We start from the raw sequence: 248 nt of genomic DNA, 5'->3' as shown, positions 1-248 counted from the left end.
GCCCAAACGGTGGAAGAGCGACAACAGGAAGCGGAACGATTGTTGGAACTGGGGATTGAGCAGTATGGGCAAAGTCAATTTCGTGAAGCATTACAGTCATGGGAACGGGCGCTGGAAATATATCGGGCGATCGGCGACAAAGCGGGGGAAGGCAACGCCCTCAACAACCTAGGAGAAGTTTACCAGAATCTGGGAGAATACGCCGAAGCAGAGCAATACTTCCTGCAATCGTTAGAGATAGCACGAGA

1 protein-coding gene is annotated in these 248 nt (G+C 51.6%); it reads left to right on the top strand.

Features of this window, described 5'->3' with window-relative positions; genetic code table 11:
• Positions 1-248, top strand: a 248-nt coding sequence (locus AC0QH1_RS13620) for a tetratricopeptide repeat protein (protein ID WP_324631703.1), incomplete at both ends; no start/stop codon positions are given.

It is taken from the genome of Phormidium sp. CCY1219, from assembly GCF_055795085.1.
The sequence above is the reverse complement of the archived record's forward strand: the minus strand, read 5'-3'. Positions and strand labels throughout refer to the sequence as shown.